Annotated in this window: 29 protein-coding genes and 1 tRNA gene; 22 read left to right on the top strand and 8 right to left on the bottom strand. The window is 50.9% G+C overall.

The features are described 5' to 3' along the window. Positions 1-17 precede the first annotated feature (17 nt). Positions 18-347 (bottom strand): YolD-like family protein, encoded by a 330-nt coding sequence (locus EDC32_RS08825; protein WP_132221515.1) that lies wholly within the window; start codon positions 345-347, stop codon positions 18-20. A gap of 150 nt (positions 348-497) precedes the next feature. On the opposite strand from EDC32_RS08825, the gene hfq reads away from it, so the two are divergent. Then, positions 498-734 (top strand): RNA chaperone Hfq, encoded by a 237-nt coding sequence (gene hfq, locus EDC32_RS08820; protein ID WP_211341914.1) that lies wholly within the window; start codon positions 498-500, stop codon positions 732-734. A gap of 34 nt (positions 735-768) precedes the next feature. Here the strand turns inward: hfq and EDC32_RS08815 are convergent, their stop codons facing one another. Both EDC32_RS08815 and EDC32_RS08810 read right to left on the bottom strand, forming a co-directional pair. After that, entirely contained in the window at positions 769-1,854 is a 1,086-nt protein-coding gene (locus EDC32_RS08815) for a quinone-dependent dihydroorotate dehydrogenase (protein ID WP_132222032.1), read from the bottom strand. Positions 1,855-1,972: 118 nt separating this feature from the next. Beyond that, a complete protein-coding gene (locus EDC32_RS08810; protein ID WP_132221514.1) occupies positions 1,973-2,317 on the bottom strand; it encodes an EthD family reductase in 345 nt (114 codons plus the stop codon). 440 nt (positions 2,318-2,757) lie between these two features. On the opposite strand from EDC32_RS08810, the gene EDC32_RS08805 reads away from it, so the two are divergent. From EDC32_RS08805 to EDC32_RS08715, 20 genes are all read left to right on the top strand, one after another. Next, a complete protein-coding gene (locus EDC32_RS08805; protein ID WP_132221512.1) occupies positions 2,758-3,321 on the top strand; it encodes a non-canonical purine NTP pyrophosphatase in 564 nt (187 codons plus the stop codon). A gap of 94 nt (positions 3,322-3,415) precedes the next feature. Further along, positions 3,416-4,612, top strand: coding sequence for an ATP phosphoribosyltransferase regulatory subunit (hisZ, locus tag EDC32_RS08800; RefSeq protein ID WP_132221510.1), 1,197 nt, complete (start codon positions 3,416-3,418; stop codon positions 4,610-4,612). Then, positions 4,590-5,222, top strand: coding sequence for an ATP phosphoribosyltransferase (hisG, locus tag EDC32_RS08795; protein ID WP_132221508.1), 633 nt, complete (start codon positions 4,590-4,592; stop codon positions 5,220-5,222). The genes hisZ and hisG overlap by 23 nt, the downstream gene beginning before the upstream one ends. Further along, a complete protein-coding gene (gene hisD / locus EDC32_RS08790; protein WP_132221506.1) occupies positions 5,219-6,508 on the top strand; it encodes a histidinol dehydrogenase in 1,290 nt (429 codons plus the stop codon). The genes hisG and hisD overlap by 4 nt, the downstream gene beginning before the upstream one ends. Beyond that, entirely contained in the window at positions 6,501-7,100 is a 600-nt protein-coding gene (hisB, locus tag EDC32_RS08785; protein WP_132221504.1) for an imidazoleglycerol-phosphate dehydratase HisB, read from the top strand. Before hisD ends, hisB begins: the two co-directional genes overlap by 8 nt. Further along, positions 7,100-7,717: an imidazole glycerol phosphate synthase subunit HisH gene (gene hisH / locus EDC32_RS08780; RefSeq protein WP_211341913.1), complete on the top strand. Its 618-nt coding sequence runs from the start codon at positions 7,100-7,102 to the stop codon at positions 7,715-7,717. The genes hisB and hisH overlap by 1 nt, the downstream gene beginning before the upstream one ends. Further along, positions 7,718-8,452: a 1-(5-phosphoribosyl)-5-[(5-phosphoribosylamino)methylideneamino]imidazole-4-carboxamide isomerase gene (gene hisA, locus EDC32_RS08775; RefSeq protein ID WP_054095763.1), complete on the top strand. Its 735-nt coding sequence runs from the start codon at positions 7,718-7,720 to the stop codon at positions 8,450-8,452. A gap of 7 nt (positions 8,453-8,459) precedes the next feature. Continuing rightward, complete coding sequence (gene hisF, locus EDC32_RS08770; protein WP_132221500.1) at positions 8,460-9,221, top strand: imidazole glycerol phosphate synthase subunit HisF; 762 nt, start codon at positions 8,460-8,462, stop codon at positions 9,219-9,221. Next, the gene (hisIE, locus tag EDC32_RS08765; protein ID WP_246026900.1) at positions 9,215-9,835 is read left to right on the top strand and encodes a bifunctional phosphoribosyl-AMP cyclohydrolase/phosphoribosyl-ATP diphosphatase HisIE; all 621 of its coding nucleotides are present in this window, start codon (positions 9,215-9,217) and stop codon (positions 9,833-9,835) included. The genes hisF and hisIE overlap by 7 nt, the downstream gene beginning before the upstream one ends. Then, positions 9,816-9,992, top strand: coding sequence for a hypothetical protein (locus tag EDC32_RS16370; RefSeq protein ID WP_158283299.1), 177 nt, complete (start codon positions 9,816-9,818; stop codon positions 9,990-9,992). Before hisIE ends, EDC32_RS16370 begins: the two co-directional genes overlap by 20 nt. A 56-nt stretch (positions 9,993-10,048) precedes the next feature. Continuing rightward, positions 10,049-10,633: a hypothetical protein gene (locus EDC32_RS08760; protein WP_132221498.1), complete on the top strand. Its 585-nt coding sequence runs from the start codon at positions 10,049-10,051 to the stop codon at positions 10,631-10,633. Between the two features lie 372 nt (positions 10,634-11,005). Beyond that, the gene (locus EDC32_RS08755) at positions 11,006-12,637 is read left to right on the top strand and encodes a tetratricopeptide repeat protein (protein ID WP_158283298.1); all 1,632 of its coding nucleotides are present in this window, start codon (positions 11,006-11,008) and stop codon (positions 12,635-12,637) included. Between the two features lie 13 nt (positions 12,638-12,650). Further along, the gene (locus EDC32_RS08750) at positions 12,651-12,974 is read left to right on the top strand and encodes a thioredoxin family protein (RefSeq protein ID WP_132221494.1); all 324 of its coding nucleotides are present in this window, start codon (positions 12,651-12,653) and stop codon (positions 12,972-12,974) included. Between the two features lie 280 nt (positions 12,975-13,254). Further along, a complete protein-coding gene (locus tag EDC32_RS08745; RefSeq protein WP_132221492.1) occupies positions 13,255-14,205 on the top strand; it encodes an ROK family glucokinase in 951 nt (316 codons plus the stop codon). A 41-nt stretch (positions 14,206-14,246) separates the two neighbouring features. Then, a complete protein-coding gene (gene rapZ / locus EDC32_RS08740; protein WP_132221490.1) occupies positions 14,247-15,128 on the top strand; it encodes an RNase adapter RapZ in 882 nt (293 codons plus the stop codon). A 2-nt stretch (positions 15,129-15,130) separates the two neighbouring features. Next, positions 15,131-16,135, top strand: a complete 1,005-nt coding sequence (locus EDC32_RS08735; protein ID WP_132221488.1) for a gluconeogenesis factor YvcK family protein — start codon at positions 15,131-15,133, stop codon at positions 16,133-16,135. A gap of 14 nt (positions 16,136-16,149) precedes the next feature. Then, positions 16,150-17,088: a DNA-binding protein WhiA gene (gene whiA / locus EDC32_RS08730; RefSeq protein WP_132221486.1), complete on the top strand. Its 939-nt coding sequence runs from the start codon at positions 16,150-16,152 to the stop codon at positions 17,086-17,088. A gap of 22 nt (positions 17,089-17,110) precedes the next feature. Further along, entirely contained in the window at positions 17,111-17,368 is a 258-nt protein-coding gene (locus tag EDC32_RS08725) for an HPr family phosphocarrier protein (protein ID WP_022737547.1), read from the top strand. Between the two features lie 337 nt (positions 17,369-17,705). Beyond that, positions 17,706-18,374, top strand: coding sequence for a hypothetical protein (locus tag EDC32_RS08720; RefSeq protein ID WP_132221484.1), 669 nt, complete (start codon positions 17,706-17,708; stop codon positions 18,372-18,374). Positions 18,375-18,451: 77 nt separating this feature from the next. Continuing rightward, a complete protein-coding gene (locus EDC32_RS08715) occupies positions 18,452-18,808 on the top strand; it encodes a hypothetical protein (RefSeq protein ID WP_132221482.1) in 357 nt (118 codons plus the stop codon). Between the two features lie 239 nt (positions 18,809-19,047). Here EDC32_RS08715 and clpP read toward each other — a convergent pair whose 3' ends face one another. From clpP to EDC32_RS08690, 5 genes are all read right to left on the bottom strand, one after another. After that, positions 19,048-19,638: an ATP-dependent Clp endopeptidase proteolytic subunit ClpP gene (gene clpP, locus EDC32_RS08710; protein ID WP_102993510.1), complete on the bottom strand. Its 591-nt coding sequence runs from the start codon at positions 19,636-19,638 to the stop codon at positions 19,048-19,050. A gap of 591 nt (positions 19,639-20,229) precedes the next feature. Continuing rightward, positions 20,230-20,955, bottom strand: a complete 726-nt coding sequence (locus tag EDC32_RS08705) for an amino acid ABC transporter ATP-binding protein (RefSeq protein ID WP_132221480.1) — start codon at positions 20,953-20,955, stop codon at positions 20,230-20,232. Continuing rightward, positions 20,952-21,611: an amino acid ABC transporter permease gene (locus EDC32_RS08700; RefSeq protein WP_132222028.1), complete on the bottom strand. Its 660-nt coding sequence runs from the start codon at positions 21,609-21,611 to the stop codon at positions 20,952-20,954. Before EDC32_RS08700 ends, EDC32_RS08705 begins: the two co-directional genes overlap by 4 nt. 2 nt (positions 21,612-21,613) lie before the next feature. Continuing rightward, positions 21,614-22,426 (bottom strand): ABC transporter substrate-binding protein, encoded by an 813-nt coding sequence (locus tag EDC32_RS08695; protein ID WP_132221478.1) that lies wholly within the window; start codon positions 22,424-22,426, stop codon positions 21,614-21,616. Positions 22,427-22,828: 402 nt separating this feature from the next. Beyond that, positions 22,829-22,903: transfer RNA gene (locus EDC32_RS08690), tRNA-Arg, on the bottom strand. Positions 22,904-23,120: 217 nt separating this feature from the next. Here EDC32_RS08690 and rpoN point away from each other — a divergent pair. After that, positions 23,121-24,476, top strand: a complete 1,356-nt coding sequence (rpoN, locus tag EDC32_RS08685) for an RNA polymerase factor sigma-54 (RefSeq protein ID WP_158283297.1) — start codon at positions 23,121-23,123, stop codon at positions 24,474-24,476. The last annotated feature ends 94 nt before the right edge of the window (positions 24,477-24,570 follow it).

The following is a 24,570-nucleotide window of genomic DNA, read 5'->3' as shown; positions in this document are numbered from 1 at the left end:
CAGGGGATGATGTTGTATCACAGCCAATCGACATTGATCAATTGGGAGAAGGTGATCCGTTTTTTCCATTCACCATTGGCGATGATAAACCATTCTTCAAAAGGCTGGATTTTGGCGACCCGCCCAAAAAACTGCAATGGAGAAAAACGACCGCTATAGGTGACCAGGACAGGCCGTTCCAAATCATATGCTTCTTCTAACAGAAAACCCATATACTCGCGCTGTTCCTTTGTAAGTGGGGGTGGCTGGTATGAGGGGAGTGTGTCGTCAATGTGCTTAGTCGGTTGCGTAAAGGCGGATTGGGTCCGATGGTGTTCATACCACCGGTGAAAATGAATCGCATGCATGGTTGATCTCACCGTCCTTTGTTTTTGATGATATAAGAATATATGTTCGTATTTCAAGAGAGGAATTTCAGTAAATGGTTCATGAGGTGCGAAATCATGTGCAACAGGGGGAGGATTTTTCGCGATTAAAGGGGAAATGGGAAGAAAACAGTGACTGAAAAATGGGGTGAATCGATGAACAATGTGCAGGACTTGTTTTTGCAGGAAGTGATGGACAAACAATTGCCGGTAACCCTGTTTTTGGTAAATGGCTTTCAGTATCAAGGGCGGATTCGGAAGTTTGATAAGTTTACGGTTTCCATCGAAGTGGATGGGAGCGAATTTTTGATCTTTAAAAAGATGGTCAGCACTGTGCAGACCGCAGTGCCTTTGCAGCTGGATTGGTAAGAAAAAAGCGGAGTCCCATATGGGCTCCGCTTTTTTACCGATGCGCCGAACCGACAGCTTCCTTCACACTGTTGAATCCCTCTTGTTCCAGCAAGCGCAATAGCTCTTGGTTGATCCATTTGGCAATGGAAGGGCCACGATAGATCATGCCTGTGTATACTTGTACCAAGTTGGCGCCGGCCTTGATCTTATCAAGAGCGTCTTGGCCGGTGAAAATGCCACCTACGCCAATGATTGGCACTCTGCCTTGGGTAAGCTGGTAGACATGGTGAATAAACGCAGTGGACCGGGAGGTGAGTGGCTTCCCGCTGAGTCCGCCCGTTTCATTGCGGTGGTTGGCAGTGAGGCCATCCCGGGCCAATGTGGTGTTAGTCGCGATGATGCCGTCAATGCCGAGTTGGAGGGCGGCGTTGACGATTTCTTCCACTTGCTCTTCGGTCAAGTCAGGAGCGATCTTTAATAACACCGGGCGAGTTGTTCCATGCTCAGCCGCAAGCTGTTCCCGTTTGCCGATCACTGCGGACAGAAGTTCTTTTAAGGCGGTAGCATGTTGCAGATCACGCAAACCAACGGTGTTGGGGGAACTGATGTTAATGACAAAGTAATCGCCATGGAGATAGAGGGCTTCCAGTCCCTTCTGGTAATCGGAGGCCGCTTCTTCATTGGGCGTGTCTTTGTTTTTGCCCAGATTGATGCCGATGGGGATGGAAGGGCGCGTCAATGTTTCAAATGTGCGTTTAGCCTGTTCTACACCATGGTTGTTGAAACCCATGCGGTTGATGACAGCTTGGTCTTCAGGAAGGCGAAACAGGCGAGGTTTGGGGTTGCCGCTTTGGGGACGGGGGGTCAAGGTGCCTACCTCGACAAAACCGAAGCCGAGCGCCGCTAGGCCGGGGTAAACGGTGGCGTGTTTGTCAAAGCCGGCTGCGAGTCCGACTGGATTGGGGAAAGTTGTGCCAAGGCAAGTAGTTTGAAGGCGGGGATCAGCCACGGTCATGCTCTTCTGGTACAGATGGCGAACGGGGGGTGTGCTTTGCAACAACTGCAACCCTTTGATCGTCATTTCATGGGCCGTTTCCGGGTCCATCTTGAACAGCATTCGGCGAAGTGCAGAGTAAATCATACTGATAACTTCCTTTCCGATATCCGCGCATAGGACGAGATTTCTCTAACCAACACACCATTATAGCAATTTTCCCCCAAAAAGAAAGCCGGCTATCCACATAGCCGGCTTGGGTTTATTTGATGTAATGCGGTTTGGTAAAGATGTTGGTTTTGAAGGATTCTTCTTGCCCAACGTACGCTGTCAAAAACTCTGATGACTCCTTTAACGCGGTGGCGAGTGCGGCTTTTCCTTCCGGAGTGGTCAGGGTGCGTTGGAACGACTCATAGTTGGCAAAATAAGTCTCACCCATCAAGAAGTAATTCGAGTCGCCGCTGACTCGTGTGGAGTGAAGACGAGTCACTTCCACTTTCAGGACACCGGGAATGTTGAGCAACTGAGGTACGACGACATTGGTGTAATAGTCATAAAATTCATCTTCATTATCCATTCGCTTGTATAAACCAACGGTTTTATACATGATGGGATCCCTCTTTCGTTATTGGAAAAGTATAAGGAAAATATAAACAGATAAGTTCTGTGTATATATGAATATTTTTATTTTATCATCCAGTATATATTTATGGGTAAAAAGTGTAAACTGTCATATAGATTTCAAGAGGTTGTCTAAATTTTGAAAGTAGTAACCGGTTTCAATCCCGCTTGGCCACGTGTAATCGAGTGTTTATGGGATTGACAGCCCTGGTGGCGCATGTCATTTTGGGTGAAAGCGTTGATATAGAAATCAAGGCGGATTGACTATGTGCCTCTTGCAAATGGTGGTGGACGTCGTATCTGCAACTCTTACCCACGGTCATCTTCGCTTCCTGCCATTTAATGGCTTAATATCATCCGTGATAGAATATCAATAAATCATTTCTACAAGGACTCTTCAAGAGATAACAGCTAGGGGGAACGATCTTGAAAATTTTATTCGCAACACAGAACGAAGCCAAATTAAAAGAAGCGATGGATGTTTTGGTGCCCATGGGGATCGAAGTGGAAAGCCTGCCAATTGTTCTGCACGAACCAGATGTGGGGACGATGGCGGAGGTGGCGGAATACAAGTTGAAGCAGGTGTTGGAGCAGGGATATGACACGGTGATGGTAGATGATGCGGGCATCTTCTTCGCCGCGTTCGATTCGTTTCCAGGCGTGTTGACCAAGCGCGTGTTTGATCGTATCGGTTATAAAGGAATCCGCAAGCTTTTGGAAGGAGAAGTACGGGATGCTTGGTTTGAAGGGGCAGTCGCCGTCGCTTGCAAGGGACAGACGGCCATATTCACGGCCAAGACGCACGGGCGGATCTGTGACCAGATTGATGATGAGATGATACCCAACCGGGCCATTCCGTTTGATCGTATCTTCATCCCTGACGGGGATACGCGCGTATTACATGACGTGCCATTGGAAGAGAGGCTCCGTTATTCTTACCGGCGCAAGGCGATGGAAAAGATGGCGGAGTGGTTGAAAAAATTACCGTAAATAACAGTGGTCAGACATTCACCTTCATGTTATAATAACGAAAACACTTTAGTTTGGTAACGTGATAATAAGATGAAGCGTGAAGGAGAGACTGATGGAAAAACCGCGAGAGTTTGAAAAGCCCATGGGATTCCGGGACTTGCCTCCGAAGCTGGCAGCGCGGAAGCGGCGGTTTGAAGAACGAGTGCATGCCCGGTTTTCCGCATGGGGTTATGAGGAAGTATGTACCCCGACACTGGAGTTTTTTGAGACGGTTGGCCGCGCGAGTGCGATTTCGGAATCGCGCATGTTCAAGTGTTTGGATCGGGAAGGCCATGCATTGGTGTTGTGTCCTGACCAGACTGCTCCCATCGCGCGGATGGCGGCCAGCTTGCTTAAAGATGAGCCATTGCCCCTGCGCTTGTGTTACCATGCCCGCGTGTTCCGAGCCCAAGAAGTGGAAGCCGGACGGCAAGCGGAATGGTTTCAATCGGGCGTGGAGTTGGTAGGTTTGGAAGGGCCGGCAGCCGATGCCGAGGTGATGGCGCTGGCCCTCGACTGTATGCGGGCATGCGAAGTGGAGGATTTCCAATTGGCGTTCGGTCACACTGCCCTGCTGGACGGTTTCTTGCGAGAGCGGATATCTGACGAGTCGGTATTGGAACAATTGAAAGAAAAGTTGGGGGAGCGGGACTTGGTCGGGTTTCAGGAAATCGTGAACAACAGTCCACTTCCGCAACTGGCTAAGCAGGATATCCTTTTTCTTCTGCATGTGGATAAAGGTTCCGAAGGGATGAAGGAACTGGCCAAGCGAACCCGAAGCCAAACCGTTTTGCAAGCAGTCGCTTATCTGGAAGCGTGCCGCGCGTGTCTGGAAGCCTACGGCTTTGGCGAGTGTTTGGTGTTTGACCCTTGCTTGGTCGGGAACCTGGGGTATTATTCCGGCGTTTATTTTGAGGGCATGGGGAGCGGGCAGGCATTTCCGTTGTTTAGCGGTGGACGGTATGACAGATTGTATGAGCGTTTTTCCAAGCCGATGCCCGCGACGGGATTCGCTATTACGTTGGACCGGTTGATGGCCAGCGGCAAGTTGGAAGCTTCTGAAACGAAGTGCGTGGGTGTTTTGTATCCTCCCGCCGCGATGCGCCAGGCTATGGCCCTTGCGGAAAAACTGCGCAACGAAGGAAAACGAGTGATTGCCGAAGTGTGGCAAAGCAAACGGGACGAGGAGCGGATGCAGCGGAAAGCGGAGCAAGTCCTGCTATTGGATGAGAAGGGGGGCGTGCGACGTGTTGACGATTGCTCTGCCTAAAGGGCGGGTGTTGGAAGAGTTGATTCCGTTGTTTGCAAAAGGGGGCTATGCGTTTCCCAGCGAATGGTTCACATCTTCGCGCAAGTTGGTATTTGCTTTGCCTGAACAAGGGTTCACCCTTTTCTTGGCCAAACCGATGGATGTGCCAACTTATGTGGAATACGGTGTGGCCGACTTGGGGATCGTGGGAAAAGATGTTTTGCTCGAAGCTGCCCGGGAAGTGTATGAGCTCCTCGATTTGCGCATCAGCCCCTGCCGATTGTCAGTAGCGGGCAAACCGGGTGCTGAGCCGGGGCTTTACCCACGAGTGGCGACGAAATATCCTCGCATTGCCGAACGATATTTTAAAGAGCGGGGGCAACAGGTAGAGGTGATCTTCCTTAATGGTTCGGTCGAATTAGCGCCGCTGACGGGGTTGGCAGAGCGGATCGTCGATATCGTGTCGACGGGCAAAACGTTGAGAGAGAACGGCTTGGTTGAGCTGGAACGGATCACGGAGGTTACGGCGCGGCTTATCGCCAATCAAGTGAGTTACCGTTTGAAGCGGGATGCGATTCAAACGTTGGCTGAGCGGTTGGGCAAAGCTGTGGCAGGGGAGGTGTCTGCATGATAGAAATAGTGGGGCGCGAGGCGCTTTTAAGAAAGCGGAAACGGGCGGAATTTAGCGATGAAGAGGTTGCAACGGTGCGGAAGATCATTACCCGCGTTAAGGAAGAAGGGGATCAGGCACTGGTGGCGTTCACCAAACAATTTGACGGCGTGAAGTTGGATTCGCTTCATGTGGAAGAAGCAGAGCTGGCCGAGGCTGTACAGGCGGTGGAGCCGAAGCTGAAGACCGCGCTTCGCCACGCCGCCGAGCGCATTCGCCGTTTTCATGAAAAACAACTGACTGATTCGTGGATCATGGAAGAAGCAGATGGCACGATATTGGGGCAACGGGTTCACCCATTGGAACGCGTAGGTGTCTATGTTCCGGGTGGTCGGGCGGTTTACCCCTCCACGGTGCTGATGAATGTGATTCCAGCTGTGGTTGCGGGGGTGAAGGAAGTCATCATGGTGACTCCGCCGCAACCGGATGGCTCGATACCGGCCGCTACATTGGCCGCGGCCACGGTTGCCGGTGTAAACCGGGTCGTAAAAGTGGGCGGGGCTCAATCGGTGGCCGCTTTGGCCTACGGAACAGCATCGGTACCAAAAGTGGATAAGATCGTGGGGCCGGGTAACCGCTTTGTCGCACTGGCTAAGCAACTGGTCTTTGGGGAAGTAGACATCGACAGCGTCGCCGGGCCAAGTGAGATCGTGGTGATTGCCGATGAGACGGCAGATCCTGTGTTTGTGGCGGCCGATCTGCTGTCGCAAGCGGAGCATGGGGAGGATTCCTCTGCCATTTTGATAACCACTTCTGATGATTTGGCTGCCAACGTGCAAACCGAGGTGGCGCGTCAATGCAAGCAGTTGGAACGGGGCCGGATTGCGCAAACGGCACTGGAGAGGTATGGTGCGATCGCTGTTGTCAGCGACTTGCAGGAAGCGGCCGAACTAAGCAACCAGCTGGCTCCGGAGCATCTGGAGTTGATGGTGGCTGACCCATGGAGCCTATTGGGGCGGATTCGGCATGCCGGAGCGGTTTTCCTCGGCCCTTACAGCACTGAACCGCTCGGAGATTATGTGGCTGGACCCAATCATGTGTTGCCGACGGCGGGAACAGCTCGGTTCTTCTCTCCGCTGGGTGTGGATCACTTCCTCAAGAAATCCAGTTTGCTCTGTTATGGCAAAGAAGCGCTTCTGCGGGACGGCCCGCAGGCAATGGCATTGGCTGAAGCGGAAGGATTGGGAGCCCATGCCGCGGCGATCCGAGTGAGGTTGGAACGAGAGGGGCGAAAGGCAGATGAGTGAACGGCAAGCACGGGCGGCGACGGTCACCCGGACAACGGCTGAGACGGACATTGCCCTGACATGCAACTTGGACGGTCAGGGACATGTCAAATTGGATACAGGGGTTCCATTTTTAGAACACATGTTGACGTTGCTCGCAAAACATGGGCAAATGGACTTGGAAGTGAATGCGCGCGGTGATTTGGAAATCGACGCCCATCACACGGTGGAGGACATCGGTATTTGCTTAGGGCGGGCCATCAGGAAAGCACTCGCTGATAAGTGTGGAATCAAGCGCTATGGTGCGGTGTATGTGCCAATGGACGAAGCCTTGGCACAAGTGGTGATTGATTTGTCCGACCGTCCGCACTTTGTTTTTCGTGGGGAATTCCCACAAGCGCGCGTGGGGGAGTTTGACACTGAATTGGTGCATGAGTTTTTTTGGAAGTTGGCACTGGAAGCGCGGATGACGTTACATGTGATCGTTCACTACGGCCGGAACACGCACCATATGATCGAGGCGTGCTTTAAGGCGTTTGGCCGGGCCTTGGATGAAGCGTCCAGCTATGATCCGCGCGTCCAAGGGGTGCCATCGACGAAAGGGGTCTTATGATGATTGCCATCATTGATTACGGGATGGGGAATTTGCATAGTGTGTCCAAAGCATTGGAGCGGCTGGGGCATACCTGCATCATCACCTCCGACACGGAGGAAATCGAACGCGCATCTGGCGTGATTTTGCCCGGAGTAGGCGCGTTTGGCGATGCGATGCGCGAATTGGAGGCGCGCGGCTTAGTTGCCGCCATCAAAAAAGCGGCGTTGGGGGGCAAGCCATTGCTGGGGATTTGCCTGGGCATGCAACTGTTGTTCACAAGCAGTGATGAGCATGGTTTGCATCAAGGGTTAAATTTGTTGCCGGGTCACGTGGTTAAGTTCACCGGTGATTATCGGATTCCTCACATGGGCTGGAACTGGCTGTCGTTTAAGTTTCCCCATCCCCTGTTCCGCGGATTGGAAGAAGGGCATGTGTATTTTGTCCATTCTTTCCATGTCAAGGCGGCCAACCCGGAGGATGTGATCGCCACTACCGATTATCACCAACCCGTCACGGCGATTATCAACCGCAACCAGATTTACGGTATGCAGTTTCATCCGGAGAAAAGCGGCAAGCTCGGGTTGGGGTTGTTGGATCGGTTCGCCCGAATCGCCAATCAGGGGGTGCAAGTGTAAATGGCTTTTACCATCTATCCAGCCATCGACATTCGGGGCGGGAAATGCGTCCGCCTGATTCAAGGGGATTATGCGCAAGAAACCGTATACGGGCATGATCCGCTGGATGTGCTGAAGCGCTTTGTCGATGCAGGGGCAACATGGGTGCACGTGGTGGATCTCGATGCGGCCAGAACCGGAGAATTGGTCAACTTTCCGCTCATTCAGGAGTTGGTAAAGCAATCCCCCATCCCAGTGCAAGTGGGTGGCGGCATTCGGGATGAAGCCAGCTTGGAGCGATTGCTCGCTGCCGGGGTCGCCCGGGTTGTGATCGGATCGGCGGCGATCGAGCAACCGGCGTTTGTCAAAGCCTCTCTGCGGCGTATGGGTTCCAAGATTGCGGTTGGGCTGGACGCACGCGGAGGCATGATCGCCACCCATGGTTGGTTGCGAACCCAGACGGTGACAGCGGCTGAATTGGCGCAAGAGATGGCAGAGCATGGAGCGGAGACGTTCATCTTCACAGACATTGAACGGGATGGCATGCTGTCGGGTACCAATCTCACTGCGGTGCGAGAATTGGCTCGGGCCACAGGCAAAGCGGTCATTGCTTCCGGCGGCGTTCGTTCATTGGCGGAGCTGAACGAATTGAGAGAGTACGAAGCGGAAGGGGTTGCCGGAGCGATCGTCGGCAAAGCGATTTATACGGGGGCAATCCCATTGGCGGAGGCGTTCCGCGTGACACGAGGGGGTTAAGGCGAAAATGCTGACGAAACGGATCATTCCATGTTTGGACGTGAAAGACGGCCGTGTGGTCAAAGGGGTTTCCTTCAATCATCTGCGAGATGCGGGGGATCCGGTAGCGTTGGCGGCGCAGTATGATCGGGAACAGGCTGATGAATTGGTGTTTCTTGATATCTCCGCCACCGTCGAAGGGCGCAAGACGATGCTCCATGTGGTTGAACGGGCGGCGGCGGAATTGACGATCCCGTTTACCGTTGGGGGCGGGATCAGTAGCGTGGAAGAGATGACTGCCCTGTTGCGAGCTGGCGCGGACAAGGTGTCTATCAATACGTCTGCTGTCTTAAACCCAGATTTAATCACTGAAGGGGCAGCCCGCTTTGGAAACCAGTGCATCGTCGTGGCAATCGACGCCAAATATGATGACGAGTGGCGGGATTGGGTGGTATATACCCACGGCGGGAGACAGAAGACCGATATGCGCGCGGTGGATTGGGCTCAAGAAGCGGTTGCTCGCGGGGCAGGGGAAATCTTGCTCACCAGCATGGATCGGGATGGACATAAAAACGGGTTTGACGTGCCTCTGTTGGATCAAATTTGCCAAGCGGTCAACGTTCCCGTAATCGCATCCGGCGGAGCGGGGGAAACCGCTCATTTCGTAGAAGTGTTTGTCAAAACCGATGCAGCTGCGGCATTGGCTGCTTCCGTTTTCCACTTCCGGGAACTCACAATCGGTGAAGTAAAACAGGCGCTTGTGGAGAAAGGGGTGGAGGTGCGGTGTTAGTCAATGTGGATCCGAGCGAGTTGAAATTTGGCGCGGACGGATTAATTCCGGCGATCGTGCAGGATGGACGCACTAAGCAGGTGCTCACCTTGGCTTACATGAGCAGGGAGTCGTTGGAGAAGACGCTTGAGACCGGAGAAACATGGTTTTTCAGCCGGTCACGGCAAGTGCTGTGGCATAAAGGCGCCACATCCGGACATACGCAAAAAGTGATCGCGGTAAGTAGCGATTGCGATCAAGATGCGCTGTTGGTTCAAGTAGAACCGAATGGGCCGGCCTGCCACACGGGAAGCGTCAGTTGTTTCAAGGGAGAAGCGGACAAGCCGGAGCCCGAATCGATTCTCACCCAGTTGGAAACAGTGATCGCCGAGCGACAGCAGGAACGTCCGGAAGGCTCTTATACGACTTATTTGTTTGATAAAGGGATCGATAAAATTCTGAAAAAAGTGGGTGAGGAGGCGGCGGAGGTGATCATTGCCGCCAAGAATGAAGGGCAGGCAGAGTTGCGATATGAAGCCGCCGACTTACTGTATCATTTGCTTGTTTTGTTGCGAGAAAAAGATTTGCCGTTTGGCGATGTTCTGGCGGAATTGCGTGAACGGCACGGAAAATGAGGCCTGGCGGCGCGGATCGTTTATGAATGAATTGCCACTCTTTGCAAGGAGTGGCTTTTTTTATGAAATCAACCGCAGAATCGGCCAAGAAAAAGGCGATAGATGTGAACAGGATGTGACAAAAAGACCAAGTGGGATGAAAGATGTGATAAAATAATTTTATGAATAATGTTTTTTTTATAATTTATTGATGGGATGTGAGGGGGGCTAGGGATGGAACCGTGGTATCTCAATTGGGAAATGTGGGGAGCAATCGGGCAATGGGCTGGAGCGATAGCCACCGTGGCGGCTGTATGGGTGGCTTTGCAACAAACCAGAGAAGCGCGTGATGCGATTAGGCCTTCATTGGAATTAGTTTGGACCTTGATTGAAGAAGAGAAGGAGTACCTTGTGGTGCGGGCGGTCAATCAGAAGCCGATCTCCATCTACGTCATGAATGTGCACAGTCTGATCATTTTTGAGAATGATCATGGTTCCATTCGCGTGCCTTTGCCGCAGACATTTATGGAAAGTGATATTCCGCAATCCTTGCCGCCGGGAAATTTCCTCATTTGTAAAATATCATTGACTGATTTGGTAATGATGCTCAAAGATTATGGACTACATGACAAAAGCGGCTTTTACTTACGCGTCATTTTCCGCGATTCTCTCTACACACCGTATACCTTGAACCTGTTGGGGCAATGGTTTGATGATGGGGAGTATGTGGGGATGAGAGTGTGGGAGCAGGTAGGCCGAATTAAAGGATACAAGCCTGAAAACGCTGACAATGTGGTAAAAGTGGTAAAAGATGAGTAAAGGATGTTTGATGTATCAAGCTGACCGATCGAAGCGGCGAAAAAACCTTTCCTGATGGGCGCTAAGAGGCAAACGAGGCAAAAGAGGGATGGTTTTGGAGCCGCTGACATGTTTTCCGACGCTAAAAAGGGCTTGGGTTTATCACGTCGAGACAGTGGGCGAAAAGTGGTTCAAAAGGTAACGCCAAACACCGATTAAACGGGGTTCTTTGGCGAAGGATGAACGTTTCCGTCGTATTTGCCGTCGACTTGGGTTATAATGTTCCTGAACCCAAGAGATTGTCCCGGCGCACCCGTTTTGCGCCAAATAGCGATGCTCTGGCGCAGGCGTCAGACCACCAGCTTTGACAGAAGTGCTGGTTGGAGGGAAAATATGAAAAAAACACACGTTGGCTTAAATAAAAAAGTTGTTCGTTTGAATATGGATGCCGGATTCTTTTTTGAGCGGGCGGTGCGTTCGCTGGATCGCCATCGGTACGATCGTGCAGTCAAGTATTTCCGTCTGGCGATGGAGAAAGAACCGGAAAATCCGATTAACCACTGCAATTTGGCGGGGATTTTGTCAGAGTTGGGCCGCTTTGAAGAGTCGAATGAAGTGTTGGAGCATGTCCTTAACACGGTTGCGCCTGACCTGCATGAATGCCTGTTTTATATGGCGAATAATGCGGCCAACATGGGAGATTTGGAGTTGGCCGAAGATTATTTGCTCGAATACCTCCAGCATGACCCCGATGGGGAATTTGCGGAGGAGGCGGAAGAAATGTTGGTGATGTTGGCGCAGGAATTGGGGCGTCCACCTCGGGAGCCGTTGCCACCCCATCAGCCGATTTATGTGCAACAACATGAAGAAGCCCGCCAACATCTCGAACAGGGGCGTTTTTTGCAGGCGATTCAAATGATGGAGGATATGTTAGAGGAGTATCCAGATTTCTTGGCAGCTCGCAACAACTTGGCTCTGGCGTATTATTATATCGGGGAGATGGAGCAGGCCTTGGCGGCCATCAACGAAGTGCTGGAGATGGACCCCAACAATCTGCACGCCCTGTGCAATTTGGCAGTCTTGTCCCACCATATGGGGGAGACGGAAATCAGTACGTTGATTATCGACATGTTGAAGAAGCTGATTCCCCTGAATCAAGAACACGCCTGCAAGCTGGCGACCACGCTGGGGATTTTGGGCGAACACGCCGTGGCTTATGAGCTGTTTGCGCGCTTGGTGAAATATGATGACGTGCAGACAGTCAGCTTATACCATTATGCCGCGGTGGCTGCCTGGAACAACGGGAACCCGACGCGGGCTTTAAGTTACTGGCGCCGCGCGGTTAAGATAGCCCCGGATGAGGATGTGCCTGCTTTTCATCTTATCCATGCCCAAGAGTTGCTTGATCAGGAGCCATTGCCCAAACTCCAATATCATTATCAACTGCCGTTTGAGGAACAGTACTTGCGCTTGCAAGACTTAGCTTCTGATCAAGCGTTGCTGGAACAGTGGAAAGGGAATCCGCTGATCCGTTCTTCTTTTTTCTGGGCCTTGAGTCGTGGCGACTTTGAAACCAAGCGTCAGGTGCTGAATCTGCTTGGTTGGATCGCTGACGAAGAAGTGTCGCGATTGTTGGAGCAGTTCATACGACAAGAAGGCCTGGAGCCGGAGCTGAAGAAATTGGCAGAGACGATTTTGTTGCGGCTGAAAGGGGACGAGTCCCCACGAGCAGAGGCGGGCCGGCAGATCTTGGCATGCTGCTTGTCCCACATGGCCGATGCATCTGCCGAAATGAAACAAGCTGTGGAACGATTGTGGATGCTGGTGCGGGATGAGCATGAAGAACAGTGGCGGCAGTTGCGAAAAGCCGAAGGTTGGGCTGCTGCGCTGGAGTACTTGGTGTCTAAGCACTTGGGCGTTCGGATTACGCAGAAAGAAGTGGCTGAGAAGTATCAAGTCTCGCTTTCATCCGTGTCCCGTTACGTAAAGTTGCTGGGTCCATTGGCGCAACGTTGCTTTGATTAAGGAGGAACAAGGGATGCAAAAGTTAAACCAAGAAAGCTTTGCTGACTTTATCACAGAAGGCAAGAAAGTGGTTGAGTTTAGTGCAGACTGGTGCGTGGATTGCAAGCGGGTTGCGCCGGACATGCCCGAATTGGCACAGAAATTTGCCGACCACATGACTTTTGCCGAAATCGATGTGGATGAAGCGCGCGAGGTTGCTGAAGAATACGGCGTGAAAGGCATTCCGACTTTCATCGTGTTTGAGGGCGGCAAAGAAGTGGGGCGGTTGCCGAGCCGCTTTGCCAAAACGAAAGAACAAATCGAGGCGTTCTTGCAAGACTATATCGATGGAAAATAATTTTAACCAACCATTAAATAAACAAACACACAGAACACATATGCATGTATTAAGCTAAAAGAGCAAAAAGCCCCCTTGAATATAAAGGGATTACTGCGTTGAAGCCGTTGACCTGGGCGATGTCAGCGGCTTTTTTTGTGTCGAGAAGTCCGCGGGTGCGGCTCCCCGATTTTTGTGTTATTCTTATCGTTAAAGGTGTAAACGGATTCAATTTTTGTTGAGATATTACGCAATCAATGTTAAAATAGGTTATTTTCGAACAACAATTGAGGTGTCAGCAATGGGGAAACGATGGATTGGCATTGACCTCGGTGGGACAAGTATGAAGATGGGTCTGGTGGACAGTCAGGGCCACACGGTGTTGGAAATGGAAAAACCCACGCTTGCGCAAGAGGGCGTTGACGGTGTCATCGGCCGGATGGTTACCCATGCGCGCGAATTGGCTAAGGAAGCGGGGCTCCGCTGGGCTGATGTCGCGGGAGTGGGTGTTGGCCTGCCTGGATTTTTGGATGTGAAGGCGGGGGTTGTCAAGCAACTGACCAATCTCGGCTGGCATGAAGAAGTGCCGATTCGCCGGTTGCTCGAAGAAGCCTGGCAGATTCCGGTTAAAATTGACAATGACGCCAATGTGGCTGCTCTGGGTGAAGCATGGTGTGGAGCTGGTGCCGGCGTGGATGATGTGGTGTGTATTACCTTGGGCACCGGAGTAGGTGGCGGCCTCATTCTGGATGGCCAATTGTTGCATGGCAGATACGGCTTTGCTGGGGAAGTGGGGCACATGACCATCGATCCTGAAGGACATCCGTGCAATTGTGGCATGCGGGGATGCTTGGAAACCTTCTCTTCCGCCACGGGAATGGTGCGTATGGCCAAGGAAGCGATCGCGGCCGGACGGAGCACCGTGTTGGTGGATGTGGAGAAAGTCGGAACCAAAGAAATTTTTGCGGCGGCGGCGGCCGGGGATACGGTGGCGCTGGAAGTGAAAAAACGAGCGATTGATGCTTTGGCGCAGGCGATGTCAGCTTTGTCCGTGGTGTTAAACCCGGCGCGCTTTATCATCGGAGGCGGGGTATCCTATGCCGGAGAAGCGCTGTTACAGCCGCTTCGCGAAGCGTATGTTAAGCGGACGCAACCCAATGCCCGACAAGGGGTGGATGTGGTGTTGGCTCAATTGGGGAACCGGGCCGGTTACATTGGGGCCGCCGGACTTTTAGCACGCGAGCGAAAATAAGGTATAATAGATGATAACGAGTTGAGATGGAATTAGAGGTGATGGCTGTGAATAAAAGCAAAGAAGGAAAGCTTATTGTCATCACCGGGATGTCCGGGGCGGGTAAATCCGTCGCGATGCAAAGTTTAGAGGATAATGGGTTTTTCTGCGTTGACAATTTGCCGCCTGTCTTATTACCCAAGTTTGCGGAGTTGTTGGAGCAGTCCCAAGGGAATTTGAACCGGGTGGCCTTGGTGATCGATTTAAGAGGGAGGGAATTCTTTTCCTCCTTGTTTGAAGCGTTGAACCAACTTGAACAATGGCATGGCATTCAGCATCAGATTTTGTTTTTGGATGCAGATGACCAGACTTTGGTGCGCAGGTATAAGGAGACGAGGCGCCGCCATCCGCTCTCACACAACGGCACGCCACTCGAAGGCATTCTCCAGGAGCGCAAGCTGTTGGAAGAGCTGAAGGGCAGGGCGCATCAGATTATAGACACCAGCCGGCTCAAACCGGCCGAATTAAAAGAAAAGATTGCGAGACGCCTGTTGCACATGGAATCGAACAACATGGCGGTCACCTTTATGTCGTTCGGTTTTAAGCATGGAATCCCGATCGACGCCGATTTGGTGTTTGATGTGCGTTTTCTCCCCAACCCCCACTATGTGGATGCATTGCGTCCACAAACCGGCAAGGACGCCGCTGTAGCAGAATACGTCATGAAGTGGGCTGAAACTAAACAATTCATGGAGAAAATGGAGGATTTGTTTCAGTTTTTGATTCCGCAGTACCAACGCGAAGGCAAGCAACAATTGGTCGTTGGGATCGGTTGCACGGGAGGGAAGCACCGGTCTGTGGCATTGGCTGAAGCGTTCTGCAGGAAATTTAAAGAGCAAGTTCATTGCCGGGTAGCCCATCGAGACATCGAGAAAGGCGGATAAGCGTGGCGAGCAAACAGAATTTCAATGGGGAATCGTTCACCCGCCCCAAAGTTGTATGCATTGGAGGGGGAACGGGCCTCTCTGTCATCTTGCGAGGTTTGAAGAAATTACCCATCGATATCACTGCCGTGGTGACGGTCGCTGATGATGGGGGGAGTTCCGGGCGTTTGCGCAACGATTTGCATATGCCCCCTCCCGGCGACATTCGGAATGTGCTCGTCGCCCTGGCCCAGACGGAACCTCTGTTGGAAAGTGTGTTGCAATACCGGTTTGAAAATGGAGAAGGATTAAAAGGGCACGCATTAGGGAATTTGATGTTGGCAGCGATGACCGAGATCACTGGTGATTTCACCAAAGCGGTCAATGCGATGAGTCGCGTGTTGGCTGTGCGAGGACAAGTATTGCCAGCTAGCGAGCAGGATGTTGTCCTGATGGCAGAGATGACGGATGGAACGATTGTTAAAGGCGAGTCGCAAATTCCCAAAACGGGCAAACGCATACGCCGGGTATTTTTAAATCCGCAGGACCCCAAACCTTCGGACGGCGTGTTGCGGGCGATCGAAGAGGCGGATGGCATCATCGCAGGGCCGGGAAGCCTTTACACCAGCATATTGCCCAACCTCTTGGTAAAGGATGTGAGCGAAGCGATCCGCGCTTCCCAAGCGTGCAAGGTATATGTGTGCAATGTCATGACCCAACCAGGGGAAACGGATGGCTTTATGGCCAGCGATCATTTGCGGGCAATTTATGATCATGTCGGCGAGCGCTTGTTTGATGTCGCCATCATCAACAACGAGGTGCCGCCGCTTAAGATTCAACGGCAGTACGCCAAAAAGAAACAGCGCATGGTAATACCCGATATTGAACGGATCAACAAATTGGGTTGCCATGCCGTCGCCGATAATTTACTTTTATACCAGTCTGTTTTGCGTCATGATGCAGACCGAATCAGTGCTCATATCCTTCGTTTGATTCGCGAACGCATGGCTCAGCGGCAAAGCGGATAAAGAAGGGATGCTGTATGTCGTTTACTTCCACCATAAAAAAGGAATTGACTCAACTGGAATCAGATGATTGCTGTAAGCGTGCCGAGCTGTCAGCCTTAATCAGAATGAATGGTTCTGTGCACGTCAAGCAGAAAGCGTTGGTGCTTGACCTCATCACTGAGAACCCATCGACAGCGAGATATGTCTTCTCTTTGATCAAAAAATTGTATCAGTTGCAGCCCGAAGTGCTCGTCCGCAAAAAAGTGCGCCTCAAAAAGAACAATGTGTATCTGATTCGCTTATCGACCCGTACAGACGAGATATTGTCTGATCTCTGCATTTTCAAACAAGGATCGTGGGAACGGGTGACGGGGATTTCACCGGACCTGTTCACGGAACCGTGTTGCAAGCGGGCGTATTTGCGAGGTGCTTTTTTGGCGGCGGGATCGGTAAACAATCCGGACAGCGCCTCATACCATCTGGAGATTGTGTCCACGTATTATGATCATAGTGAAGCATTATGCCAGTTGATGAATGATTTCCAGTTGCACGCCAAAACCATTGAACGAAAAAAAGGTTTTGTCGTTTATATCAAAGAAGGGGAAAAGATTGGGGAATTCCTTAATATTATTGGAGCCTACCCGTCACTCTTGCGTTTTGAAGACGCAAGGATTTGGAAGGATATGCGGAACTCAGTCAATCGCATAGTCAATTGTGAGACCGCCAATCTAAACAAAACGATTCAAGCGGCCATGCGCCAGATTGAGAATATCCGCCTGATTGAAGAGGTACTGGGACTGGATCATTTGCCCGACCGTTTGAAGGAAGTGGCGGAGACGAGGTTGAAGTATCCCGATGTGAACTTGGCTGAATTGGGGCAGCTTCTTCCGAGTGGGAAAGTGAGCAAATCAGCGATCAACCACCGTTTGCGCAAGTTGGATGAGCTGGCTCACAAATTGCGCGAGGCGGAATGAGCAACCATAGGAGGAATGTATGATGGTAGAGAAAAAAGTAGTAGTGCAATTGGAAACGGGATTACACGCCCGCCCTGCGGCGCTGTTTGTGCAAGAAGCGAACAAATTTGCCTCCGATGTATTCGTGGTGAAAGGTACGAAGAAAGTGAATGCGAAGAGCATTATGGGGATCATGAGCTTGGCGGTGTCCCGGGGTACGGAAATCACGATCATCGCGGACGGTTCCGATGAGGAAGAAGCGGTAAAAGTGCTGGCGGAAATGGTCGGCAAGTCAGAGTGAACACGAGCGTGCCTTCCAAAGGGAACGCCATCCATGCTTGAAAGGTCGTCCGCACATGCCGGTGGGGACGGCCTGTGAATGAAATGGCCTGTTGCGACGTCCACAAAGTGGATAGCAACGAAGCAATGGGCCGCTTTGCTTTGCCTATAACGCCTTCAGAGCCGATGATTGGCTCTTTTCTTCCGATTGGGCCGATAAAGACAGACGCGCCTATGCCCAAACCGTATCAATCATGTCACAATTGGTGCGGTCACGGGGGAGCCTTTTTTTATAAGATGGAAGTAACAGAAGAGGAAAAAAGTACAATTTAAGAATGTACGTTCCATTGGAGGAAATTATGGACGTTTTTCTGTATCCGATTCTTACGGTTGCCTATATTGCACTTTTTATTTGGAGTTTTCGTTTTATTCGCGAGTCGGCCTATTGGGGAACCTACTGGCTGATGTTTATCACACTGGCGATGATCTACGATAACGCCATCTTGGCGCTCGGCAATTGGATTGGCGAAGGTGATATGTTGGAAGGCCTGAGTTTGGTTCGTTCCTTGTTCCATGTCTTGCTCACACCAACATTGGTGTTTGTTGCGTTAGATATTGTGCGCCGTTTGCGGCTGGAGTGGACTGAGAGTCTGCTCGTACAGGTGCTGTATCACTTATATACCTTTGTGGTGACGGTGATGGGCATCTTTATGGAGATCTTGTGGGTTGACATGGAGCCGGTGGTTGAACGCGGCTTGTTGCGTTATGCGCCGGTGCAACCCCAAATTCCATGCGCAAGCGCATTGGTTCTGGTACCGCTTCTCATCTCGGGGATCTTGGTATGGCGCAAATTGCGATGGCCCGTGCTATTGATCGGACTGTTGTTGGTCATGATCGGAGGGAGTGGGGCCGTTTTGCTCGGCCAACCGGCGCTGTCGGCGGTGTTCGTATTCATTTTCATCTGGGTGCTCGTACTAACGGAACAAATGCTACTGCCAGAGGATTATGGTCCAATCAACCGGGTGTAGAAAGTCGCGGCGCAAAGCTGCGGCTTTTTTTGCATAAACGGCTCACCAAGTCAAACACTAAGGCTGGAGGTGAGCACATGAGGAAAGCTTGGATCTTTTTGTGCATGGTTGTGCTGGTGCTGACAGGATGCCAACGGTTTGAAAAGCCGACGGAGCGCACTGGACTTGATAAAGATAGCCATTCATACAGCTACGTCAGTTTCCAGGAAAGCAAATTCAAGCAAATCGCGATGAACGTCCCGGGCGTTCGCGATGTACGCATGGAGTACGATGGACGCAAAGTGATCTTGATGGTTTTGCCGGACAAGGGATGGCGTCCGGAACAGTACCGAATATTGGCAAATCGGGTTTACCACAAGGTGAACATGGGTTCACCGGTTACCCCTGTCCATGTGAAAGTCATTGCTCCGGAAAATTGGCTACAAACCCCGTGACAAAGAAAATCAACACCTGATCTCTCTCGGGAATCAGGTGCTTTTTTAGGCTGATTGGATCAATCAGTGGAAAAGCTTGCTGAGGAAGGACAAGCCCATAATGGCGGCAATCACCATGCATACCCAGAACAAAGCGCGGTCGTGACGGTTTTGCATCAGGCATCTCCCTTTCATTTTTAGTGTCCACTTTATCATAAACGAAAAAAAGCCTGGGGGAGGAGAATCCCCACAGGCACTTTTTACCGTTGGTTGGTAGAAGTCAAGATTTTGTCAACCAATCCATATTCGAGCGCTTCTTGCGCACTCATGAAGTTGTCACGGTCTGTGTCACGCTCGATTTTCTCCAATGGTTGGCCTGTGAATTCGGCCAGTTGACGGTTGAGGTTGTCACGCATGCGGATGATGCGTTTGGCGCGAATTTCAATATCCGAAGCCTGTCCTTCTGCTCCACCGAGCGGTTGATGGATCATCACTTCGCTGTTGGGCAGTGCGAACCGCTTGCCTTTGGCACCGGCGGCTAACAAGAAAGCGCCCATGGAAGCCGCCATACCGACGCAGATGGTGGAAACGTCAGGTTGGATGAGCTGCATGGTATCATAAATGGCCATCCCGGCTGTAATCGAACCACCCGGCGAATTGATGTACAGGGAAATATCTTTTTCCGGGTCTTCGGCAGCCAAAAACAGCAATTGAGCCACAATCAGGTTAGCCACTTCATCGGTCACAGGGCTACCGAGGAGGATGATCCGGTCTTTGAGCAAGCGGGAGTAAATATCATATGAACGTTCACCACGATTGGATTGCTCTACTACAATAGGGACTAGGTTCATTTGTTGTGGGTGACTGTTTTAGCAGAACAGCCCCCTTCCCCCTTTCTTTCTTTCGCAAATTGGTGTGTAACCTTATCATACTCTATTGGTCAAAAAAGGTCAAATGAGAGGGGGCCGATTTTTACATGGCGTCATCTCCACGGCAGAGGAGTGGGTGACACACGCATAAAAAAAGCGGATTACCTCCAAGTAAGGAAAGCATCCGCTCTTTCAATAATAAATCATTGATTGTATTTTTATGGAGATCATTGGATGATTAAGGCAAAAATAACGAGATAAAATACCATTCCATTGACACGCCGATCGGGATCAGTAATAATAAGGCCGCACAGGCCAAACCAAATTTTTTCATCCAACTTGCCATTGATGATTCTCTCCTGATGATGTGATTTTTGTTGGATACATTGAGATATTTTATCACATTGATTACAAATTATATTTGAACACCATTGTTCGATTGTGCGGACGATTTGTGAAAGCGGCCTCATCCGAGATGTGGCGTATTCTTCTCGTTATTTCTCCTTGGTGCGAGTAAAAGGAAAAAGTCTGTAACCCATATACATTGGTGCGGCAGATGGCTTACAGGCTTTCTCATTTGTAGACCTGGCTTACGAAGCGCCGGGTTCGTTCTTCTTGGGGCGCGTCAAATATCTGTTCTGGTGTGCCTTGTTCAATGATGCGCCCTTCGTCCATATAAACCACTTTATCGGCCACTTCGCGAGCGAAGCCCATTTCATGCGTGACCACAACCATCGTCATGCCGTCTTGAGCTAGCTCTTTCATGACGGCAAGCACTTCCCCCACCAATTCGGGGTCCAAAGCGGAAGTAGGCTCGTCAAACAGCATGATTCGTGGTTGCATAGCTAAGGCGCGGGCGATAGCCACCCGTTGTTTTTGCCCACCGGACAGCGAATGGGGATAGTTGTGCATTTTATCAGCCAGTCCCACTTTCTGCAAGATTTCTGTCGCCAAACGCTCCGCAGCGCGCCGGTTCATCTTCTTCACGTGGATGGGGGCTTCTATCACATTTTCGATCACCGTCATATGCGGAAACAAATGAAAATGTTGAAACACCATACCGACTTGTTGCCGAAGCTGATCCAAGTCTTTGTCTGTCTGGTTGATCTCCCGGCCCAGGATGTGAATCTCCCCCCGATCGGCGCGCTCCAACCGATTGAGACATCGGAGCAGGGTGCTTTTGCCCGATCCGCTGGCGCCGATTAAGACGACCACTTCTCCTTCATCCACCTGCAAGTTGATATCACGCAAGACGTGCAGGGAGTGATACCATTTGTCTAATCTTTTGATGGAAATCATCCTTGTGCCCCCTTTTCTTCCACCTGAAGGCGCCGCTCCAGTTGCCGTAGCAGACCAGTAAACAAAAGAATGAGTGCCAAATAATACAATCCGTTAATAAAGTACGTCTCAAATTGCTTGAAATTGTCGGCAGCAGCTCCCAGACCGGCTGACCAAAGTTCGGTGCCGCCGATATAAGCAACGAGTGAGGAGTCCTTCAAGCCGATGATAAACTGATTGCCTAAAGGGGGAATGGATCGGCGGAAAGCTTGGGGCAAAATAATGCGGCGCATGGCCAGCGAGTAACTCATGCCGAGAGAGCGAGCCGCTTCCATTTGGCCGCTGTCAACCGCTTGGATGGCACCGCGAAAAATCTCAGCGATGTAGGCGCCAGCGTGGATGGCCAACGCGAAGACCCCTGCGGTAAACGAGTCCAAGACAATAAACTCGGCCAGCCCGAAGTAGATGGCAAAAATCTGGACGATCAGGGGAGTGCCGCGAATGACGGTGATGTACAATTGGGCGAGGCCGTTTAATAACTTGTTGCTTGATATTTTGCAAAAAGCGAACACAAGGCCGATCGCCGTTCCGACCAGCAATGACCAAAAAGTGAGCAATACCGTCTGCCAAGCGGCCTTGTTGAAGCCGATGAAGGTGGTTTGGAAAATTTCCAACAAAGTCATGGTTTAGAAATGGCCTCCTTTTCGGCGTTAGATGACAAAATATTCCGATTAAAATATTTGTGGCTGATTTTTTCATACGTTCCATTGGCAATGATCTGAGCCAGTGCTTGGTTCAGCCTTTGTCGCAAGCGTTCGTCTCCAGAGTGCACGGCTATGGCCATGTTGTCTAGCGTCAGGGGTTCTCCAACCGTTTGAATAGGGAATTTCATTTGCTTCATGGCGTACAGCCCCACCGCTTGATCGGTGATGACGGCATCGATGCGTCCCGTCGGCAAGTCTTGCAAAGCCGTGATATCGCTGGTATATTCCACGATCGATGAGGAGTGAGTCAACGCCACATCTTTGAAGGTGCTCGCTTTCACTACACCGATGGTCTTGTTTTTCAGATCTTTGATTGACGTGATGCTGCGATTCCCTTTTTTAACGAAGACCTGCGCTCCCGACCGGTAGTAAGGGTCCGTGAAGTCCACCGCTTGGTCGCGCTTTTTTGTGATCGCCATGCTGCCTAAAATCGCATCGTATTTGCGTGCTTCCAGTCCGGCGATAATGGTTTCCCAAGGCGTGGTGACGGGGCGTGGTTTCAAACCCATTTCTTTGGCCAACGCATAGCCGATCTCCACATCAAATCCGCTGATTTTTCCGTTTTGCCGAAAGTCTCTGTAACTGAACGGTTTGTACAAGCCACTCATTGCAAAGGAGAAGGTCCCCTTTTCCAGTGTTAATTGATCGGCGGGCTTGGCGGGGGAACAGCCGATGGGAATAAAACAGAAACACGTCAGAAAAAAATAGATGAAGCAGTTGCGAAACATAAAACCCTCCTTTGTTTCGATGATTGAGCCACCAGGAGCGAGGTTTCCCGGTTTGAAAACAGTTACCCTTTGTCAGCGCTGATGAAACGGAAGATTTCTGCGTGGGCAATGAAAAAGCCGTCTGTGCCTTTTTGTGGCGCCAGTCGGCATGGTTGCTCTGTACGGGATGTGAATACGAGATTGCGCGATTGGCATTGACACGCTCATGTGTCCAGTCAGTGCCTGTGCCGGGCACTTTATTGGGATTCCGACGATCAGCGCACTTGGTTTTCCAATTACGGCCATTGGGTTGATGTAGCCACGGAAAGTTAATGTTCATCAGCATGAACGAGATATGAAATGTAAGGAAACATGGCGATAAAACGAAAAAACCGCCCCTCACAAGAGGAACGGTCTTTAGTATGGCGCGCCTACCAGGATTCGAACCTGGGCACCTGGTTCCGGAGACCAGTGCTCTATCCCCTGAGCTATAGGCGCAAGTCAATATAGCAATCCGACAAAAAAGATTATAGCATGTTCAATATCCGTGTGCAAGTAAAAAGTGAAAAATATGCGATTCTCAAGTGGAAAAGTTGTTGGAAAAAAAAGAATCCAAAGCTGGCACTAGGATTATGATAAAATGAAATTAATATGAACTGGCATGGAGGTTCACACTTGCCCTGATCTTACACGGCAGCGGAGGTGGGAGGGGAGAATGGCTTTACAAATGGGTTTTAGCTTGGTGCAAGAGCAACGTATGAAATTGGTGATGACACCGGAATTGCGCCAAGTTATTCAGCTGTTGCAATATTCCGCGGCGGATTTGCAAACGTACTTGGAAGAACAGTTTGCAGAGAATCCGGTTTTGGAACTGGAGGATGCCGCACTTGCCGAATTGGAGAAGTGGCTGAAGCATCTGACGGAGCATCCAGAGCCCAGACGTAAGGGTTACAGCCGAGAAGAACGGACAGATGCGAGGGATTATGCGCGGGCCCAAACCGGAACGCTTGCCGATGAGCTGATGATGCAGTTGCGAGAGATGCGTCTTCCCAAGCAAGAACGGAGCATTTGCGAATACATGATATACAGTTTGGACGAAAGAGGCTATCTTGATCTGGAGCTAGTAGAGATATGTAAGCGCTTTCAGATAAGTGAGAAATTGGCGGAGAAATGTTTATCCATCATTCAGGAAATGGACCCGATCGGTGTGGGGGCCAGAAATTTGGGAGAGTGCCTCGAAATTCAATTGCGCCACCGTGACACGCCTAATGAGCTGGCAATTCGCATCGCACGAAGCCATTTAGAAGACGTGGCGGACGGCAAATGGCGCAAAATCGCCCAAGCTTTGGGGGTGGATGTACCTACCGTTCAGGCGGCGGTGGATGAAATCAAATCCTGCCATCCACGCCCAGGGGCGGCATATGCATCGGAACCTCCGCGGTATGTGGCTCCCGATGTGGTGGTGGAGAAAGTGGATGGCGAGTATGTGGTACTACTTGAAGAAGGGGAGGCTCCCCGCTTGACCATCAACGCCGCCTATCAGCGGTTGATCAAACAACGGGAACGGTTGGATGAAGATGTGGCCCAATATCTGAAAAATTGGGTGCAGTCGGCCATGTGGTTGATCAAGGGGATTGAGCAGCGCCGGGACACCATCATTCGAGTCGCAGAAGCGATCGTGTCAAAACAGAAAGCCTTTTTGGATCACGGGGTGGATTATCTGCGGCCGCTGACGTTAAAGCAGATCGCTGAAGATGTAGGGTTACATGAATCGACGGTCAGCCGGGCAACCCAACATAAATACATTCAAACTCCCCGGGGGTTGTATCCTTTTCGCTACTTCTTCCCGTCAGGCCTTTCTACGCATTCAGGTGAAGGCATGTCGCAAAAAACGGTACAGAAAAAGATTAAGATCTTGGTAGAAGGGGAAGATAAGAAACAACCGCTGTCCGACCAGAAAATAGCCGATTTGTTGAAATTGGAAGGAATCCGCATCTCCAGAAGAACCATCGCCAAATATCGCGAAGAGCTGGGGATTGCCTCTTCAACGGGACGTAAGCGTTTTCTGTGAATTTTCAATAAAACGGGCTGACGAACTTGTCAAAGAAACTTTATTTAGGATAAAATGAAAGTGATCCCGATACGGGGATTTTTTTTGAACGGAT

This window comes from Laceyella sacchari, from assembly GCF_004343255.1.
GTDB classification, from domain to species: Bacteria; Bacillota; Bacilli; order Thermoactinomycetales; family Thermoactinomycetaceae; genus Laceyella; species Laceyella sacchari.
Note: the sequence above shows the minus strand (reverse complement) of the source record. Positions and strands in the feature narration are given on the sequence as shown.